We start from the raw sequence: 17,963 nt of genomic DNA on the forward strand, positions 1-17,963 counted from the left end.
GGTCACGTACGCGCCATGTGCAGTGCGGCGCGGTGGCTGAACAACAGCGACGCCCCGATCGGGTTTCCTCCACCGGGGTAGGTCTCCCCCGAGACGGCCGCCATCGTGTTCCCCGCCGCATACAGACCCGCGATGGGCCGGTCGGAGGTGTCCAGGACGCGGGCGTCGGTGTCGGTGCGCAGCCCGCCCTTGGTGCCGAGGTCGGATATGCCGAAGGCCGCCGCGCGGTAGGGCGGGGTATCGATCGGCACCAGCGGCGACGCGCCGCCGGTGAAGGCCCGGTCGAACGATTCGCGGCCGCGACCGAAGTCCTCGTCGACACCCCGCGCCGCGAACTCGTTGAAACGGCGCACGGTGTCTTCCAATTGTGTTGCCGGAACGCCGATCTGACCGGCGAGTGCGGCCAGCGTGTCGGCCTGCACCCACAGACCCTCGGCGAAGTACTGTTCGGTCGGCGAGAAGGAGACGTTGGTGGCCATAACGGGCGGTTGTTCGCCGGTTCGGCTGTCGTAGACCATCCAGTACCGCGACCCGACCGTGCCGTCGCGCATCGCGCGCAGGATCGCGCGCCCCAACCGGTCGTAGGCCGCCGACTCGTTGGCGAAGCGGCGGCCGGAACGGTCGACGAAGATGCCGCCGGTGAAGCACAGCGCGAACGCGGCGCGGCCGTCCGGATGGATCAGCCCCGGCGACCACCACGCCTGGTCCATCAGGTCCACGTCGGCCCCGACGGCGATCGCCGCCCGATGGGCCAGTCCGGTGTTGGCCGGGGCGCCCATGGTGTCGCGAGCGCTTCCGGGGACGCCGAATTCGGCCCGCATGTCGGCGTTCTGTTCGAAACCGCCCGTGGCGAGCAGCACGCCGCGCCGCGCCGTGATCGTGCGTCGCTCGCCGTCGTGCTCCACGACCGCTCCGACGATGCGACCTCCCTCGACGACCAACTCGACCAGGCTCGTGGACAGATGCGCCGTCACCGCCGGGTTGTCGGCCATCGCCCACAGAAACCGTCCGACCAGCGCCCGCCCGCCGGTGAGCAGATCGGGCTGCGGCGCCCCGAGGCGCTCATGGTCCAGCGGCCCACGAACCAGGCCCGCGAACCGGCCGAGGCGCTCGTCGGGCACCGCCTTGGAGACGATGTGGCGCATGCCGTCGGTGCGGGCCCCGGCCGCCGAACTGTAGTAGTCGGGCCACGGCAGGATCTTGAACGCGAAGTGCTCGTCGCGTTCGAGGTAGTCGATCAGCGCGGCACCGCCGCGGACGTAGGTCTCCTGAAGTGCCGCGGGTGTGCGGTCGCCGACAACCTCGCGGTAGTAACGCAGCGCGTCGGAGATCGTGTCGTCGCATCCGGCGCGGGTGAGCACCGCATTGCACGGGTACCACATGCCGCCGCCTCCGGAGTAGGCGAAGGTGCCGCCGAACCGGTCGCTCGCCTCCACGATTGCGACCGAGAGTCCTTCCCGCGCAGCGGTATAGGCTCCGGCCAGCGCCCCGGCAGAGCCGGCGACGACGACGTCGACCGACTCGTCGATGCCGCTCAGACGGTTTCCTGCTGCGATGCGACCTCGTTGCCCATGTCCTCGAGGTGTTTACCCTTGGTCTCGGCGACGAACTTCCACACGAACAGCAACGACAGCACCGCGCAGATCGCGTAGAAGCCGTAGGCGATGCCGAGCGAGAAGTCACCGAGTGCGGGGAACGACGCGGTGATCGCACAGTTGGCGAGCCACTGCGCTGCGGCGGCCAGACCCAGCGCGGCGCCGCGGATGCGGTTCGGGAACATCTCACCGAGCAGCACCCAGACCACCGGACCCCACGACATGCCGAACGACACCACGAACAGGTTCGCGGCCACCAGTGCAATCGGACCGGCGATGCCCTCCAGGCTCGGCTGGCCGTCGACCACCGGCGCCGTGCCGAAGATGACCGCCATCGTGCCGAGGGTGATCGCCATACCCGTCGACCCGACCAACAACAACGGCTTGCGTCCGACCTTGTCGATCAGCGCGATCGCGATCAGCGTGGTGACGATGTTGGTCACCGACGTGATCACGGTGATCAGGAACGCCTGCTGCTCCCCGAACCCGACGGCCTCCCACAGCACGTTCGAGTAGTAGAAGATCACGTTGATGCCGACGAACTGCTGGAACACCGACAGCAGCACACCCACCCAGACGATGCCGTAGAGCCCTCCGGTCGGCTTGCGCAGATCGCGCCACGACGGCGGCTTCTCCGACTTCAGCGATTCCTTGATGCGCGTGATCGTCAGCTCGAGGTTCTTCTCCCCCAGCAACTTCGTCAGCACCCGCCGCGCCTCCGGAATCCGGTATGTGGCAACGAGATAACGCGGTGATTCGGGGATCGTGAACGCCAGCACGCCGTAGACCACGGCGGGTACCGCCATCACGAGGAACATCCAGCGCCAGGCTGCCATCCCCAACCAGAGTTCCTCGCGCGATCCGCCGGCCAGGCGGGCCAGCAGCGCATCGATCGCCAGCGAGATGAAAATGCCGGAGACGATGGCCAGCTGTTGCAGCGAGCCCAACCTGCCCCGGATCCGCGGTGGCGAGGTTTCGGCGATGTAGGCCGGTGCGATGACCGAAGCCACGCCGACGCCGATACCGCCCACGATGCGAAAAATCGTGAACATCCAGACGTTTGTGGCCAGGCCGGTGCCGAAGGCGCTGATGAAGAAAAGCAGCGCGGCGACCTTCATCACCGACAGCCGGCCGATCTTGTCGGCGAGACGTCCGGCGACCAGCGCACCCAACGCGGCGCCGATCAGGGCCGCCGCCACGGCCACGCCCGTAACCGCCTTGCTGATCTGGAAATGGTCCTCGACCGCCGCAACCGCGCCGTTGATGACCGCGCTGTCGTAGCCGAACAGCAGGCCGCCGAGCGCCGCGACGGACGCGATGAGAACGACGCGACCGCTGTGCTCGGATTCCTCGTAATCCACCGCCGTCGAGGAGTCACCTGCGGGTCCGTGAGTCATGTGAGACCTTTCCACAGCGCGTGATGGATGTCACATTCAATCACAGACCGGTGCTCAGGCGGTGCGTTCTCCCGGCCTGGTCACCAGTTCGGAATGGACCTGGTGGAGGTCCGCGGCACGCAACCCGGCGAGCGAGGAAGCGTGGTGTCGACGTGGCCCCTCGGGTACCGCTACGTCGTTGGGTACCACCAGCACCGGGCATCCGGCACGTTCGGCGGCCGCCGAGCCGGTGACGGAGTCTTCGACCGCCAGACACGCCACCGGATCGAAACCCAGCAGTGTGGCCGCGCGTTCGTATACGTCGGGTGCGGGTTTGCCGCGGGCAACCTCGTCACCGCAGACGGTCACCGAAAAGTAGTGCGAACCAATGCTGTTCAGCGCCTTGTCGGTCAGTGCGCGCAGAGTGTTGGTAACGAGCGCCATCGGGATTTCTTCTGCGGCAAGCTCATCGAGTAATTCTTGGGCACCGTCACACCACTCCAGGCCGCCGTCGAACAGCTCGGCGGTGTAGTCGTGCAGCCATCGGTTCGATTCGGCCATCGCGCGCGGATCCTGCTCGAGTCCGAGGTCGGTGTACACGGTCCGGATGGTGTCCTCGGCCGAGCCGCCGACCAGCGCCTCGCGCACCTGTGGGGTCAGCTCGCCCCCGAGTTCGGCGTAGAGCGCCCCCAACGAGACGTCCCACAGCTTTTCCGAATCGACGAGGGTGCCATCCATATCGAAGAGGACGGCGCGCAGCACCGCCTCCATTCAGTCCTCCGGGTTGTAGCCGAGGTTGGGCGCGAGCCAGCGCTCGGCCTCCTTCAGCGTCCAACCCTTGCGCTTGGCGTAATCGGCGACCTGGTCCTGGGCCACCCGGCCGACGACGAAGTACTGCGACTGCGGGTGCGAGAAGTACCAGCCGCTGACCGCGGCCCCCGGCCACATCGCCATCGAATCGGTCAGCTCGATGCCGGTGCGCTTCGTGACGTCCAGCAGGTTGAACAGCGTCGCCTTCTCGGTGTGCTCCGGGCATGCCGGATAACCGGGCGCGGGACGGATGCCCACGTATTTCTCGCCGATGAGCGCGTCGTTGTCCAGCTGCTCGTCGGGCTGGTATCCCCAGAACTCCTTGCGGACCCGTTGGTGCATCCGTTCGGCGAACGCCTCGGCGAGCCGGTCGGCGACCGACTCCAGCAGGATGGCGCTGTAATCGTCTAGCGCCGCCTTGAACTCCATGATCTTCTCTTGGCTGCCCAGGCCGGCGGTCACGGCGAACGCACCGACATAGTCGGCCAGACCCGTTTTCTTCGGCGCAACGAAGTCACCCAGTGACCGGTTCGGGATGCCCTCGCGGTGCTCGCCCTGCTGACGCAGGTTGTGCAGTGTGGTCAGCACCTCGGTGCGGGTGTCGTCGGTGTAGACCTCGACGTCGTCACCGACGGCGTTGGCCGGGAAGAAACCGATCACCCCGTTCGCGGTCAGCCATTTCTCCTTGATCGACGTGTCGAGCATCTCCTGCGCGTCGTCGTAGAGCTTGCGCGCCGCCTCCCCGGTGGCCGGGTTGTTGAGGATGTCGGGGAATCGGCCCTTCATCTCCCAGGCGTTGAAGAACGGCTGCCAGTCGATGTACTCGCGCAGTTCGGCGAGGTCGTAATCGAGGAACTCGCGCACGCCGAGCCCCTGAGCGGGCACCGGTGGCGTGTAGCCGTCCCAGTCGATCGGCGTCCGGTTCGCGCGGGCCTTCTCCAGCGTCAGCATCGGCCGGTCGTTCTTCTGGGCGTGCCGTTCGCGCAGCGATGCGTAGTCCTTCTCGGTGGCCTCCAGCAGTCCGGGCCGCTGTTTGTCGTCGAGCAGCGCGGCGGCCACCGGAACCGAGCGGGACGCGTCCTTGACCCAGACCACCGGACCGCTGCGGCGCGGCGAAATCTTCACCGCAGTGTGCGCGCGCGAGGTGGTCGCGCCGCCGATGAGCAGCGGGATCTCCAGCCCTGCGCGTTCCATCTCGACGGCGAAGTTGGACATCTCGTCCAACGACGGGGTGATGAGGCCGGACAGCCCGACGATGTCGGCGTCGTGCTCCTTCACCGCGTCCAGGATCTTCTGCGCGGGCACCATCACCCCGAGGTCGATCACTTCGAAGTTGTTGCACTGCAGGACAACCCCGACGATGTTCTTGCCGATGTCGTGGACGTCGCCCTTGACGGTCGCCATCACGATCGTGCCGTTGGTGTCTTTGGAACCCGTCGTGCCGGCCTCCTCCTTCTCCGCCTCGATGAACGGAAGCAGGTAGGCGACGGCCTTTTTCATCACCCGGGCCGACTTCACGACCTGGGGCAAAAACATCTTGCCCGAGCCGAACAGGTCGCCGACGACGTTCATACCGTCCATCAGCGGACCCTCGATCACCTCGATCGGTCGCCCGCCCGCGTCGGCGATCTCGACCCGCAGTTCCTCGGTGTCGTCCTCGACGTGGGCGTCGATGCCCTTGACCAACGCGTGCGTGATCCGCTCGCGAACCGGCAAGGATCGCCACTCCGCAGCTTGGGGGTCTTCGCCCTTGCCTTTACTGTTGAACCGCTCCGCGATCTCGAGCAGCCGTTCGGCAGCATCCTCGCGACGGTTCAGCACGACGTCCTCGATGCGCTCCCGTAGTTCGGCGTCGATCGAGTCGTAGGGCACCAGCGCGCCTGCGTTGACGATGCCCATGTCCAGGCCCGCCTGGATGGCGTGGAAGAGGAACACCGCGTGGATCGCCTCGCGGACCGGGTTGTTGCCGCGGAAGGAGAACGACACGTTCGAGATGCCGCCGGACAGGTGCACCCCGGGCAGGTTCTCCTTGATCCAGGCGCACGCCTCGATGAAGTCGATCCCGTAGGTCGCGTGCTCCTCGATGCCGGTGGCCAGCGCGAAGCAGTTCGGGTCGAAGATGATGTCCTCGGCGGGGAAGCCGACCTCTTCGGTCAGGACCCGGTAGGCGCGACCGCAGATCTCCTTGCGGCGCTCCAGGTTGTCGGCCTGCCCCTCCTCGTCGAAGGCCATCACGACGACGGCGGCGCCGTACTTACGGCACAAGCGCGCCTCGCGGATGAACTTCTCCTCGCCCTCCTTCAGGGAGATCGAGTTGACGATCGGCTTGCCCTGCACGTTCTTCAGGCCGGCCTCGATGACCTCCCATTTGGAGGAGTCGATCATCACCGGCACGCGGCTGATGTCGGGCTCGGACGCGATCAGCCGGGTGAACCGGTCCATCGCGGCGACGCCGTCGATCATGCCCTCGTCCATGTTGATGTCGATGACCTGTGCACCGACCTCGACCTGCTGCAGGGCCACCGACAGCGCGGTGTCGAAGTCCTCGGCCTTGATGAGGTTGCGGAACCGGGCCGAGCCGGTGATGTTGGTGCGCTCACCGATGTTGACGAACAGGGTGTCGTCGTCGATGTTGAGCGGTTCCAGGCCCGACAGCCGGGTGGCCACGGGGATCTCGGGCACCTGGCGTGGTGGCTTGCCCTCGACGGCCTCGGCGATCTTGGCGATGTGCGCGGGCGTCGTTCCACAGCATCCGCCGACCAGGTTGACGAAGCCCGCCTCGGCGAAGTCGGCGACGTAGCCGGCCTGGCGCTCGGGGGTTTCGTCGTACTCGGCGAACGCGTTGGGCAGCCCGGCGTTCGGGTAGCAGGAGACGAACGTGTCCGCGATTCGCGACATCTCGGCGATGTAGGGCCTCATCTCCGGTGCACCGAGGGCACAGTTGAGGCCGATCGCGAGCGGCTTGGCGTGCCGGACCGAGTTCCAGAACGCCTCGGTGACCTGGCCGGACAGCGTCCGCCCGGAAGCATCGGTGATGGTGCCCGAGATGACGACGGGCCAGCGGCGGCCACGTTCCTCGAACAGCGTCTCGATCGCGAACACGGCGGCCTTGGCGTTGAGTGTGTCGAAGATCGTCTCGACCAGGATGATGTCGGCACCACCGTCGACCAGGCCGTTGGCGGCTTCGAGGTAGGCGTCGACCAACCGGTCGTAGGTGATGTTGCGGGCGCCGGGATCGTTGACGTCCGGCGAGATCGAGGCGGTCCGCGTGGTCGGTCCCAGAGCTCCGGCGACGTAGCGGGGCCGGTCACCGGTGCCGACCTCGTCGCAGGCCTTGCGCGCCAGCGCCGCACCGGCGTAGTTCACCTCGTAGCTGAGCTCTTCCATGCCGTAGTCGGAGAGCGAGATCGCGTTCGCGTTGAACGTGTTGGTTTCGATGATGTCGGCGCCGGCGTCGAGGTATTCGCGGTGGATCGCCTCGATGATCTGCGGCTGGGTCAGGTTGAGCAGGTCGTTGTTGCCCTGGACGTCGCTCGGCCAGTCCTTGAACCGTTCGCCGCGGTATCCGGCCTCGTCGGGCCGGTCCCGCTGGATCGCCGTGCCCATCGCGCCGTCGATCACCATGATCCGCTGACCCAGTGTCGCGGTCAGTTCGTCGGTGCAGTCGGGGCGGATGTTCGGCGTGAGAGTGTTCGACTCAACGGCAGTCATGCGCGCTCCTTCCCTAGGGGAAGGCGTCCTTGAGTCTGCCGAGCGTGGCGGATAACGGTGAAAACCGGAATCCGTTGCAACGCCTCTCGACAGGCAAAGTCTACGTTGTCATCCAAACGATTCTCGGACGCCCGCCTCGACGTGGCGATCGGTCCGACCCGCACGGCGACGCGCGCCCATGAGCGAACGCTGGCGGATCTTGTCGGCACTGTCGTCGACACCATGGTTAACCAGATTGCAGCCGAGCGTATTTCGTCTTGGCTGGCAGCCGGGTGCACATCGCGCGGCCACCGATTACGAGGGCGTCGAGCAAATCGGTGGTGTACGCGCGGTCCTTCACATCAGCCACGAATCCAGGGTAGTCGGCGAATCAAGTCAGCACGTGTGGCGATGGCGCTCCTACCCGCCTCAGAGGGCTTACGCTGGCGTTGTGACCTTGTCGGATGCGAGCGGTTTGAAACCGCCCGACCTGCCCGAACTGAACGACACGATCGTCGTCGCAGCGTTCGAGGGCTGGAACGACGCCGGCGACGCCGCCAGCGATGCGGTGGAGCACCTCGACGCGATCTGGGAAGCCGAGACGATCGTCGAGATCGACGACGAGGCCTACTACGACTACCAGGTGAATCGGCCGGTGATCAGGCAGGTCGACGGGGTCACGCGGGAACTGGTGTGGCCGTCGATGCGGATTTCGCACTGCCGTCCCCCGGGTTCCGACCGTGACATCGTGCTGATGCACGGCGTCGAGCCGAACATGCGCTGGCGCACGTTCTGCTCGGAGCTGTTGGCGATCGCCGACAAGCTCAACGTGCAGACCGTCGTCATCCTCGGCGCCCTGTTGGCCGATACGCCCCACACTCGGCCGGTGCCGGTGTCGGGCGCGGCCTACTCGTCGGATTCCGCGGCGGTGTTCGGGCTGGAGGAGACGCGGTACGAAGGCCCGACCGGCATCGCGGGTGTGTTCCAGGACGCGTGTGTGCAGGCCGGGATCCCCGCGGTGACGTTCTGGGCCGCGGTGCCCCACTACGTTTCCCAGCCGCCGAACCCGAAGGCCACCGTGGCCCTGCTGCGCCGCGTCGAGGACGTGCTCGACGTCGAGGTGCCGCTGGCCGACCTGCCGACCGCGGCCGAGGAGTGGGAGCAGGCGGTTTCGGAGATGACCGCCGAGGACGACGAGATCGCCGAGTACGTGCAGTCGCTGGAGGAACGCGGCGACGCCGAGGTGGACATGACCGAGGCGCTCGGCAAGATCGACGGCGACGCGCTGGCCGCCGAGTTCGAGCGCTACCTGCGCCGCCGCGGCCCCGGCTTCAGGGGCTGAGCGTCCGTCATCCCGCGCGAGCGACCGCATTTGTACGGTCAAGCGCGGCGTGTCGCGGGGCAAACTCGGTCGCTCGCGGCAGTGAGGGTTAGCGCTTTTCCAGCGCCTCGGTGCGCGCGCTCATCGACCGGCCCAACGCGGCGACCTCGGCGTCCATCTTCGGCAGCAGATCCGGCACCGTCTTGAGCGTGGCCCGCTCCCCCAGCCGCGACGCCAGCAGCGGCTTGAGCCAGCGCATCAGGCCGACGAACCGCGGGCAGTTGATCTGCCGCTTGCGGGCCACGATGCCAGCGACGAACAACTCACCGCACTTGTCCACCGAGGTGGTCTTGCCCAGCGGCCCGGGCAGAGAGTCGAGCATCTTGCGCGCGCTCGGCAGGTCCGAGCGACTCTCCCGGACCAGCGGCGTGTCGATCCACAGCATGTGCGCCGACCCGACGTCGACACCGTGGTGCGCGACCTCCAAGCGCAGCGCGTTGGCGAAATGCTCGGCGGCCGCCTTCGAGGCGTCATAAGGAGCCATGCCGGCCGAGGCAGCGTAGGCGGCCGCCGACGACACCACCAGGACGTAGCCGCGCCGGTCGATCACCGAGGGCAGCGCAGCGCGCACGGTGTGGAACACGCCGACGACGTTGACGTCCATGATCGTCTGGAACGCCTGCGGGTCGACCCCGAGCACCGACCCGTAGGTTGCGATGCCGGCGTTGGCCATCACGATGTCGATGCCGCCGAACCGTTCGACTCCCTTGGCGACCGCCGCCTCCATCGCCGCCAGGTCGCGCACGTCGGCGACCGATGTCACCACCCCGTCCTCGCCGAACCGGGCAGCGACCTGGGCCAACCGGTCGGCGTCGAGGTCGGTCAGCACGAGCTTGGCGCCCTTGTCGTGCAGCCGCCGGGCCACCTCTTCGCCGATGCCGTTCGCCCCGCCGGTGATCAACGCGACTTTGCCGTTCAGTGAACTCATGGCGGCTAAGGTACCGCGCCGGCGGCGGCATTCGACGCACGTTCAGCGCGCCGCGAGGGTGCACAAATGGCTGGGAAACCAGCGGCGTGTCGTCGACAGACGCGCGCACTCGCCGCAACGGGGCTACAGCGCGATGCCCAGCAACGCGTCGACGGCGGTCGCCACCGTGTGCCCCGCCTCGGGGTCGTGGCCGCCGTAGCTCAGCGCGTCGGTTGTCCAACCGTCCAGCGCCGCAAGCGCTTTCGGGGTGTCCAGATCGTCGGCGAGGTACCGGCGAACCCGCTGCACGACATCGGTCGCATTCGGCGCGCCGGGCAGCGCGACCGCCGCACGCCAACGACCCAGCCGCTCGACCGCCTCGGCGAGCACCGCGTCACTCCAGTACCGGTCGGCACGGTAGTGACCGGCGAACAGCCCGAGCCGGATCGCCGCGGGGTCGACGCCCTCGGCGCGCAGCCGCGAGACCAGCACCAGGTTCCCGCGGCTCTTGCTCATCTTGTGGCCGTCCCAGCCGATCATGCCGGCGTGCACGTAGTGACGCGCGAATCTGCGCTCGCCGGTGACGGATTCGGCGTGCGCGGCGGAGAACTCGTGGTGCGGGAAGATCAGGTCGCTGCCGCCGCCCTGGATGTCGAGGTCGGTGCCGATGCGGCTCAGGGCGATGGCCGCACATTCGACGTGCCATCCCGGGCGGCCCGGCCCGAACGGCGACGGCCAACTCGGCTCCCCCGCCCGTTGCGCCTGCCACAGCAGCGCATCGAGTTCGTCGCCCTTCCCCGGTCGCTCCGGGTCGCCGCCGCGTTCGGCGAACAACCGGGCCATGGTGTCGCGGTCGTAGCCGGACTCGTAACCGAACTGTGCGGTGGCGTCGGCGCGGAAGTACACGTCGGGATACTCGGCGTCGTCGACGATGTAGGCGGCACCTGAGGCCAACAGCTTCTCCACCACCTCGATGACCTCGGCGATGGCCTCGGTGGCGGCGACGTAGTCGTGCGGCGGCAGCACCCGCAGCGCGGCCATGTCCTCGCTGAACAGCCGGGTCTCGCGGTCGGCGAGTTCGCGCCAGTCGATGCCGTCGCGCTGCGCGCGTTCGAACAGCGGGTCGTCCACGTCGGTGATGTTCTGCACGTAGTGCACCCGATGCCCGGCGTCCAGCCAAATGCGGTGCACGAGGTCGAAGGCGAGGTAGGTGGCGGCGTGGCCGAGGTGGGTCGCGTCGTAGGGCGTGATGCCGCAGACGTACATCGTGGCCGTCTCGCCCGCGCTGACGGGACGGACCTGCCGGTCGGCGCTGTCGTAGAGGCGCAGCTGCGGTCCCCGGCCCGGCAGCGCCGGGACGACGGGAGCCGGCCACGAATTCATAGTCTCGACTCTAGGCATCGATCTGACCGACATCGCGGGCGGCCGTTTCATTCCCGATCAGTCCCTCCAGCGGCTCCGATACGCCGAGAGGATCTCCTTGAGCAGCGCCTCGCTGAGCTCGGGCCGGCACATCAACAGGTCGGGCAGGTAGGGGTCGCGCCGGTTGTAGACCAGCTCCGAGCCGTCGATGCGCGACGCGTGCAGACCCGCGGCCTGCACCACGCCGGCGGGCGCGGCCGAATCCCACTCCCACTGTCCGCCGGCGTGCAGGTAGGCGTCGACGTCACCGCGCACCACCGCCATCGCCTTGGCGCCCGCGGACCCGATGCGCACCAACTGGATGTCCATCCGGTCGCGCAGCCACCACAGCACCGGCGGCGGCCGGTTGGAGCTGGCCGTGATCAGGATGGGGCCGTCGGCGCGGGGCGGCGGCGGGGTGACGGTGTCGGTGCGGTAGACCTCGTTGCGCGCGGGTAGCGCGACCGCGGCGTCGGTGATGCGCCCGTTAGGCCCGCCGTCGCGTCGCCACAGCGCGATGTGCACCGCCCAGTCCGTGCGCCGCGGCATCGAGTACTCGTGGGTGCCGTCGACCGGGTCGACGATCCACACCCGGTCGGCGTCGACGCGGGACAGATCGTCGACCGCTTCTTCGGAGAGCACCTTGTCGTCGGGCCGCTCAGCGCGAAGCCGATCGAGGATCAGCCTGTTGGCCAGCTTGTCGCCGGTGTCGCCGAGGTCGTACGGGTCGTAGAAACCCACTTCCTCGCGGACCTTCAGCAGCATCTCGCCCGCCTCGGCGGCCACCTCGGCGGCCAACGCCGCATCAGTCAGGGTCATCGCTCAGAACGCCGGCCACGGGATCGGGCGATGCCGATCGGGTGTGGGCATCACCGGATCGGTCAGCAGCGCAACGGTTCTGGAGAGCAACGCGGCAATCTCCCGCTCGGTGATGAGCGCGCACAGTTCGTCGCCTAACCCGTTGCGCAGCTGATCGCGCAGCGCGGCCACCGATTCCAGTGTCTGGTCGTCGACGGGTTTACCGGCCCAGCCCCACAGCACGGTGCGCAGCTTGTCCTGGGTGTGCAGGGTCACCCCGTGGTCGACGCCGTACACCCGACCGTCGACGCCGGACAGGATGTGTCCGCCCTTGCGGTCGGCGTTGTTGACCAGCACGTCGAACACCGCCATCCGGCGCAACCGGTCGTCGTCGGCGTGCACCAGGGCGACCTCGTCGCCCGCGTAGTCGTAGGCCTGCAGGATCGGCAAAAAGCCGGGCGGAATGCGCCCTGCGGGAAGCAGATCCACCAGATCCGGCCCGTCCGGTCGTTCGTCGTCGACCTCGTCGCCCGGCTGGTCCACCCACAGCTGCACCATGCCCTCACCCGCCGGCCCTTCACGAATGATGGTGTAGGGCACGATATTCCATCCCAACGCTGCCGACACCAGATAGGCTCCGCGCTCGCGACCGGCCAGCGTTCCGTCGGGGAAGTCCCACAGCGGTGCCTCGCCCGCCACCGGCTTGTAGACGCAATGGACTTGGTGCTGCCCAAGATTCGCCTCGCACAGGAAGGTCGCGTTGCTGGCCGATCGGATGCGCCCGATGACGGTCAGTTCACCGCGCCGCAGCACCTCTTCGCGGACCGCATCGGCCCCGCCGTCAGATGTCGATGTCATCGTCGGACTCGGCGAAGGCGCCGCGCCGATAGCCGTTGGTGCGCACGCAGATGTGGCCTTCGGGGTCCAGCGGTTCGTCACACAGTGGACAGGGCGGGCGGCCTGCCGAGATCACCCGGTTGGAGCGCGTCGCGAACTCGCGCGCGGATTCCGGTGTGAGGAACACACGGACCGCGTCGGGGCCCTCCTCTGCGTCGTCGAGCACCACCGACGCGTCGAACTCGGTTTCCGACACCGCCAGCAGTTCGACGACGACCGTCTGGGCTTCGGAGTCCCAGCCCAGTCCCATGGTGCCCACGCGGAACTCCGCGTCGACCGGAGTGATCAGCGGGCTGAGATCCTCGACATCACCGGTGTCGGGCGGAATCGGCGTTCCGAACCGGCGATTGATCTCGAGCAGCAGCGCGGCAATCCGTTCGGCGAGCACGGCGACCTGCTGCTTCTCCAGAACCACCGACACAACGCGCTTGTCGTGGACGGCCTGCAAGTAGAACGTGCGATTACCGGGTTGGCCGACGGTCCCGGCCACGAATCGGTCGGGTGTGCGGAAGACGTGGATTGCGCGGGCCATGGCACCTCCCAAAATACCGGTTGGGGCTTGTCACCCGTAATTGCGACTAGCCGGTGGACCCGCCGACGACGGCATCCTCCGGCGGCACCTCGCCGTCTTCCGCGTCGCTTTTCGCGGGTTTGGGCGCCAGCCCCGACGTGAGTTGGTCACCAGTGTGGTTGACGTGGATCACGAACGGCCGCACCGCCGTGTAACGGATCACGCTCATCGACGCCGGGTCGGCGGTGATCCGCTGAAAGCTGTCGAGATGGGTGCCGAGCGCGTCGGCGACAATGGCTTTGATCACATCGCCGTGAGTGCAGGCGACCCACAGCACGTCGCCCTCGTGCTCCTCGGCGAGTCGACGGTCGTGCTCACGGACCGCGGACACCGCGCGGGCCTGCACGTGGGCCAGGCCCTCCCCGCCGGGGAACACCGCGGCGCTGGGCTGCTGCTGCACCACCGCCCACAGCGGCTCGGAGACCAAGTCGGCGATCTTGCGCCCGGTCCAGGCCCCGTAGTCGACCTCCGAGATCCGGTCGTCGACGATCGGCGTCAGGCCCAGCGCCGCGGCCAGCGGTTCCACGGTTCGTTCGCAGCGCAACAGCGGCGAGCGCACGATCGCGCGGATCGGCAGCGAACCGATGCGGGTTGCCACCGCATGCGCCTGTTCGCGACCCTTGTCGTCGAGGTCGACGCCCTCGGACCGGCCCGCCAGCGTGTGCGCGGTGTTGGACGTCGAGCGGCCGTGCCGCAACAGGATGACCGTCATGTCGCTGCCACCACACCCGTCCCCAACAAGATCAGCACCACGGTGCCCAGCATGACGCGATACCCGACGAACCAGTACATGCTGTGCCTGACCAGGAACCGCAGGAACCAAGCCACTGCGGCGAAACCGACCACGAACGCGATCAGCGTGGCCACCAGCAACTGCGGGCCGGTCGCGCTCATCCCCTCCCCGACGGGATGGAACGCGTCGGGAAGCGAGAACAACCCGGAGGCGAACACCGCGGGGATGGCCAGAAGAAAACCGAACCGGGCGGCCAGCTCGCGGTTGAGACCGAGGAAGAGCCCGGCGCTGATCGTCGCGCCGGAACGGGACACACCGGGCAGCAGGGCCAGGCACTGCGCGAAGCCCACGATGATGCTGTCCTTCCACGTCAGCTGTTCGACGGTGCGCGCCTGGCGGCCGAAGTACTCGGCGGCGGCGATGACGGCCGAGAACACGATCAGCGCGATCGCGATCGCCCACAGATTGCGTGCGCCGGTGCGGATCTGGTCCTTGAACAGCAGCCCGAGGACGGCGATGGGGATGGTCCCGACGATCACATACCAACCCAACCAGTAGTCGGCGTTGCGGTGCGCGGTGACAAACAAGCCGTTGAACCAGGCCTTGACGATGCGCCCGATGTCCTTGGCGAAGTAGAGCAGGACCGCGAACTCGGTGCCCAACTGGGTGACGGCGGTGAACGACGCCCCGGCGTCGTCGGCGAAGAACACGCGCGACGTGATCGCCAGGTGCCCCGAGGAGCTGACGGGCAGGAACTCGGTCAGCCCCTGCACAATCGCGAGGACGACGACCTGCACCCACGACATCGCCGGCACGTCCGTCACGACGACGACCGTACCGTGGGCGGGTGTTAGCGACCGGTCCGCGCCACCGGCTCTGCGGACGCGACGAGATCACGCACCGCCGCGCCCACGCTGCGTCGGTCGGTGAGGTCGATGTCGGTCAGCTTGCGGCTGGACACCGCGACCACGTCCTCCTCGTGCGGGACCGGTCCCGCCAACCGCGGGCGGTAGATCTCGACGACCAGCATCTGGCGCTCGACATGGAACGAGAAGCTGCGGCCGTCGCCCACCTGGCCGAAGCCGCTGGCATACAGGCCGGTGGTCATGTCCTCGATGACAAACTCACCGGCGCCGGTCGCGCGGTCCGTGGCGAGGGTCATGATCGCACCATACCGTTGACGCGGCCGCTAATTGGGAGGGCACGGCGAGCGGACGAAAGCCGACGCGCAGCGGTCTGCCTAGACTGGCCGTTCAGTCGCTTAACCGTACGCACGACCGAGAGCTACCCCTTGGCGCCCGTGGTAAACACATCGAATCAGCCGATTCGCCGGATCGTGGCGGCGCTGGCTATCGTGCCGGCATTTGCGCTGGTCGGCGGCTGCTCGTCGGAAAGCTCCGACGCTCCTGCCACCATCGCGCCCGCGCAGGCCGCGGTGTCCCCACCGGTGGCCGGCCGGCCCGACGGCGTCGTGCGGCCGCTGGGCGCCGATGCGCAGGCGGCGATCGTCGACGCGGAAAGCGGCTCACTGGTGGTACTGGCGCCCGATCCGGCGGACCGATCGCAGGTCACGGTGTATTCCCCGGGCGGCGAGGACGCGGCGACGGTGTCGTTGTCCAGTCCCGCAACGGCGTTGACGGGTGACGGCGACGGCCAGGTCTACGCGGCGACGCGCGGCGGCTACCACCGGATCGACGTCGCCGGCCGCACCGCGACCAAGGTCGAGGTCGAGGGCCTGCCCGACACCGACTTCACCGCGATCGCGCGGCGCGCGGACGGCCGACTGGTGCTCGGGAGCGCCGACGGCGCCGTCTACACGTTGGGCTCAGACACCGCCGTAGCCGCTACGCTGAATATCTTTGCCCGTGTCGATGCGCTTGTCACACAAGGGAATACGGCCGTGGTACTGGACCGCGCCCAGACGTCGGTGACGGCGCTCACCGAGAACGGCGAGGAGCAGGCGCAGGCGCTACGGGCGGGCGAGGGTGCGACGACGATGGTCGCCGACCCGGCCGGTCGGGTGCTGGTGGCCGACACCCGCGGCGAGGGGCTCCTGGTCTTCGGCACCGATCCGCTGATCCTGCGTCAGCGGTACCCGGTGCGCGACGCCCCCTACGGCCTCGCCGGGTCGTCGACGCTGGCCTGGGTGTCGCAGACTGCGACGAACGAGGTCGTTGGCTACGATCTGGCCACCGGCATTCCCGTCGAGAAGGTGCGATATCGAACCGTGCAGCAACCGAACTCCCTGGCATTCGACGAATCCTCTGGCACCCTGTATGTGGTGTCCGGATCGGGAGCGGGTGTGCAGGTGATCGTCGACGCGGCGAGAGCGCACGCATGAGCGCACTTCACCGCGGACGGATGCCAGCGGCCTGGGAGGACGCCGTCAAATCAGACCTCTCAGACGACTACGAATGGATTCCGCTGCGGTTGCCGCCGGACGTCACGCGAGTCAGCGCCTCGACCCGGTTGTCGATCGAGGCCGAATACCGAGGCTGGGAACTCACCCGCGTCAGGCTCTACACCGACGGTTCGCGACGGGTGTTGCTGCGCCGCAAGAAGACCGCAGCCAGCCGGATGAACATCCCGGAGCAGCCCGCACAGTGAGGCGATGATGTACGGCGCGCTGCGGCGGGCGCTGTTTCTCGTTGCACCCGAACGGATTCACACGTGGGTCTTCGCACTGCTGCGGGCCGTCACCTATCCGCCGTGGACCAGGCGCGCGTTGAGACGGTGGTTGGGACCCCGCGATCCGATACTGGCCAGCACGGTGTTCGGTGTTCGGTTTCCCGGACCGCTGGGCCTGGCCGCCGGGTTCGACAAGAACGGCAGCGGACTGCACGCGTGGGGCGCACTCGGCTTCGGTTACGCCGAGGTGGGCACCGTCACCGCCCAAGCCCAGCCCGGCAATCCGAAACCGCGGATGTTTCGGCTGCCCGACGACCATGCGCTGTTGAACCGGATGGGATTCAACAACCACGGCGCGGGCGAACTCGCGGTGAGGCTCGCCCGGCACGTTCCCGATATCCCCATCGGCGTGAACATCGGCAAGACGAAGATCACGCCGCCGGAGGAGGCGGTGCAGGATTACGCGACATCGGCGCGTCTGCTGGGACCGCTCGCCTCGTTCGTGGTGGTCAACGTCAGCTCTCCGAACACTCCGGGGCTGCGCGACCTGCAGGCGGTTTCGTCGTTGCGCCCGATCCTGACCGCGGTGCTGGCGGAGACGTCGAAACCAGTGCTGGTGAAGATCGCACCGGACCTGTCCGACGAAGACGTCGATGAAATCGCCGACCTGGCAGTCGATCTCGGCCTGGCCGGAATCGTCGCCACCAACACGACCGTGTCGCGCGACGGGTTGGCCACGCCGGGCCTCGACGAACTGGGGCCCGGCGGGATCTCCGGGCGGCCGGTGGCCACACGTTCGGTCGAGGTGCTGCGCAGGCTCTATCGCCGCGTCGGGGACAGGCTGGTGCTGATCAGTGTCGGCGGCATCGAAACCGCCGACGACGCGTGGGACCGGATCGCCTCCGGAGCCTCACTCCTGCAGGGCTACACCGGATTCGTGTACGGCGGCGGGCTGTGGGCCAAAGGCATCCACGACGGAATCGCCCGCCGCCTTCACGAGGGGGGCTTCGGCTCACTGGCCGAAGCGGTCGGTTCTGCGGCCTAGCTTGCGCGCTTGCGCTTGCGGATGAACTCACCCGCCTCGGCTTCGCGCTGACGCTTCTCAGCGCGCCGGTCCTTGAGGGACCGTTCAGCCTTCTTCAGGCTTCTACCGGGTTTCTTGTCAGCCATTGTCGC

Annotated in this window: 18 protein-coding genes; 4 read left to right on the top strand and 14 right to left on the bottom strand. The window is 67.9% G+C overall.

What is annotated here, in order from left to right; genetic code table 11:
• Positions 1-2 precede the first annotated feature (2 nt).
• The 5 genes from CEX87_RS07070 to CEX87_RS27815 form a co-directional block, all read right to left on the bottom strand.
• Positions 3-1,538: an FAD-binding protein gene (locus tag CEX87_RS07070; RefSeq protein ID WP_066808603.1), complete on the bottom strand. Its 1,536-nt coding sequence runs from the start codon at positions 1,536-1,538 to the stop codon at positions 3-5.
• Positions 1,535-2,992, bottom strand: a complete 1,458-nt coding sequence (locus CEX87_RS07075) for a sugar porter family MFS transporter (RefSeq protein WP_064393963.1) — start codon at positions 2,990-2,992, stop codon at positions 1,535-1,537. The genes CEX87_RS07070 and CEX87_RS07075 overlap by 4 nt, the downstream gene beginning before the upstream one ends.
• Before the next feature lie 54 nt (positions 2,993-3,046).
• Positions 3,047-3,730 (bottom strand): HAD family hydrolase, encoded by a 684-nt coding sequence (locus tag CEX87_RS07080; RefSeq protein WP_094286595.1) that lies wholly within the window; start codon positions 3,728-3,730, stop codon positions 3,047-3,049.
• A gap of 12 nt (positions 3,731-3,742) precedes the next feature.
• Entirely contained in the window at positions 3,743-7,492 is a 3,750-nt protein-coding gene (metH, locus tag CEX87_RS07085) for a methionine synthase (RefSeq protein ID WP_094286543.1), read from the bottom strand.
• A gap of 226 nt (positions 7,493-7,718) precedes the next feature.
• Complete coding sequence (locus tag CEX87_RS27815) at positions 7,719-7,841, bottom strand: hypothetical protein (protein WP_255392535.1); 123 nt, start codon at positions 7,839-7,841, stop codon at positions 7,719-7,721.
• A 105-nt stretch (positions 7,842-7,946) separates the two neighbouring features.
• Here CEX87_RS27815 and CEX87_RS07090 point away from each other — a divergent pair, with 105 nt between their 5' ends.
• Positions 7,947-8,813, top strand: coding sequence for a PAC2 family protein (locus tag CEX87_RS07090; RefSeq protein WP_197506108.1), 867 nt, complete (start codon positions 7,947-7,949; stop codon positions 8,811-8,813).
• Between the two features lie 88 nt (positions 8,814-8,901).
• Here the strand turns inward: CEX87_RS07090 and CEX87_RS07095 are convergent, their stop codons facing one another.
• From CEX87_RS07095 to CEX87_RS07130, 8 genes are all read right to left on the bottom strand, one after another.
• Positions 8,902-9,780: an SDR family oxidoreductase gene (locus tag CEX87_RS07095; RefSeq protein ID WP_068200021.1), complete on the bottom strand. Its 879-nt coding sequence runs from the start codon at positions 9,778-9,780 to the stop codon at positions 8,902-8,904.
• Between the two features lie 123 nt (positions 9,781-9,903).
• A complete protein-coding gene (mshC, locus tag CEX87_RS07100) occupies positions 9,904-11,142 on the bottom strand; it encodes a cysteine--1-D-myo-inosityl 2-amino-2-deoxy-alpha-D-glucopyranoside ligase (RefSeq protein ID WP_064425633.1) in 1,239 nt (412 codons plus the stop codon).
• Positions 11,143-11,199: 57 nt separating this feature from the next.
• Complete coding sequence (locus CEX87_RS07105) at positions 11,200-11,979, bottom strand: 3'(2'),5'-bisphosphate nucleotidase CysQ (protein ID WP_064393968.1); 780 nt, start codon at positions 11,977-11,979, stop codon at positions 11,200-11,202.
• Between the two features lie 3 nt (positions 11,980-11,982).
• Complete coding sequence (locus CEX87_RS07110) at positions 11,983-12,816, bottom strand: SCO1664 family protein (RefSeq protein WP_094286545.1); 834 nt, start codon at positions 12,814-12,816, stop codon at positions 11,983-11,985.
• Positions 12,800-13,387, bottom strand: a complete 588-nt coding sequence (locus CEX87_RS07115) for a DUF3090 domain-containing protein (RefSeq protein ID WP_064393970.1) — start codon at positions 13,385-13,387, stop codon at positions 12,800-12,802. Before CEX87_RS07115 ends, CEX87_RS07110 begins: the two co-directional genes overlap by 17 nt.
• Before the next feature lie 46 nt (positions 13,388-13,433).
• Positions 13,434-14,138 (bottom strand): histidine phosphatase family protein, encoded by a 705-nt coding sequence (locus CEX87_RS07120; protein ID WP_064427901.1) that lies wholly within the window; start codon positions 14,136-14,138, stop codon positions 13,434-13,436.
• Positions 14,135-14,965: an undecaprenyl-diphosphate phosphatase gene (locus tag CEX87_RS07125; protein ID WP_064394185.1), complete on the bottom strand. Its 831-nt coding sequence runs from the start codon at positions 14,963-14,965 to the stop codon at positions 14,135-14,137. Before CEX87_RS07125 ends, CEX87_RS07120 begins: the two co-directional genes overlap by 4 nt.
• 44 nt (positions 14,966-15,009) lie before the next feature.
• Entirely contained in the window at positions 15,010-15,321 is a 312-nt protein-coding gene (locus CEX87_RS07130; protein WP_064393972.1) for a hypothetical protein, read from the bottom strand.
• A gap of 174 nt (positions 15,322-15,495) precedes the next feature.
• Between CEX87_RS07130 and CEX87_RS07135 the strand changes: the two genes are divergently transcribed.
• The 3 genes from CEX87_RS07135 to CEX87_RS07145 are packed head-to-tail and all read left to right on the top strand — an operon-like array spanning position 15,496 to position 17,832.
• Positions 15,496-16,500 carry a ligand-binding sensor domain-containing protein gene (locus CEX87_RS07135; RefSeq protein WP_068200023.1) on the top strand — a complete coding sequence of 335 codons (1,005 nt, stop codon included), beginning with the start codon at positions 15,496-15,498 and terminating at the stop codon, positions 16,498-16,500.
• Positions 16,497-16,766: a DUF5703 family protein gene (locus tag CEX87_RS07140; RefSeq protein WP_064393974.1), complete on the top strand. Its 270-nt coding sequence runs from the start codon at positions 16,497-16,499 to the stop codon at positions 16,764-16,766. The genes CEX87_RS07135 and CEX87_RS07140 overlap by 4 nt, the downstream gene beginning before the upstream one ends.
• A gap of 7 nt (positions 16,767-16,773) precedes the next feature.
• On the top strand, positions 16,774-17,832 hold the full coding sequence (locus CEX87_RS07145; protein WP_197506110.1) for a quinone-dependent dihydroorotate dehydrogenase: 1,059 nt from the start codon (positions 16,774-16,776) through the stop codon (positions 17,830-17,832).
• Here CEX87_RS07145 and CEX87_RS27820 read toward each other — a convergent pair.
• Positions 17,829-17,957 (bottom strand): hypothetical protein, encoded by a 129-nt coding sequence (locus CEX87_RS27820; RefSeq protein WP_255361514.1) that lies wholly within the window; start codon positions 17,955-17,957, stop codon positions 17,829-17,831. The genes CEX87_RS07145 and CEX87_RS27820 overlap by 4 nt on opposite strands.
• Positions 17,958-17,963 lie beyond the last annotated feature (6 nt).

Origin of the sequence: Mycobacterium lehmannii (genome assembly GCF_002245535.1) — a bacterium.
Taxonomy (GTDB): Bacteria; Actinomycetota; Actinomycetes; order Mycobacteriales; family Mycobacteriaceae; genus Mycobacterium; species Mycobacterium lehmannii.